Source organism: Melaminivora alkalimesophila, from assembly GCF_000282995.1.
In the GTDB taxonomy this organism is placed as follows: Bacteria; Pseudomonadota; Gammaproteobacteria; order Burkholderiales; family Burkholderiaceae_C; genus Melaminivora; species Melaminivora alkalimesophila.
In genome coordinates this window covers 1-425 of sequence record NZ_ALEE01000348.1, presented here as the reverse complement: position 1 = coordinate 425, position 425 = coordinate 1, and the positions used below count along the sequence as shown (strand labels likewise).

The 425-nt window shown below is 72.9% G+C and carries 1 pseudogene; it reads right to left on the bottom strand.

Going from position 1 to position 425, the window contains the following annotated elements:
* Window positions 1–425 (bottom strand): annotated as a pseudogene (locus tag A612_RS06470) (glucose-6-phosphate isomerase); the annotation flags it as partial.

Here is a 425-nt window from a genome sequence, read left to right as displayed (position 1 = left end):
CGCCGCTGGCCAGCCGCGGCTCCAGGCCCTGGGCCACGACCTTGCCCAGGTCCACGCCCCATTGGTCGAAGCTGTTGATGCCCCAGATGGCGCCGCAGGTGAACACGCGGTGCTCGTAGAGGGCAATCAGCGCGCCCAGCGCCTCGGGGGTGAGCGCGTCCAGCAGCAGGAAGGTGCTGGGCCGGTTGCCGGGAAAGGCCCGGTGCGGGTTGTCGGGCGAGCCGCGCCCGCGCATCAGCGCCTTGGCCTGCGCCAGGGCGTTGGCGACCAGCCGCGCGTGCTGGTCCGGCAGATCGCGCCCCGGACGGCGCAGGGCGATGAATTCCACCGGGATCACGTCCGGGCCCTGGTGGATCATCTGGAAGAAGGCGTGCTGGCCGTTGGTGCCGGGCTCGCCCCAGACGACCGGCGCGGTGGCGTAGGGC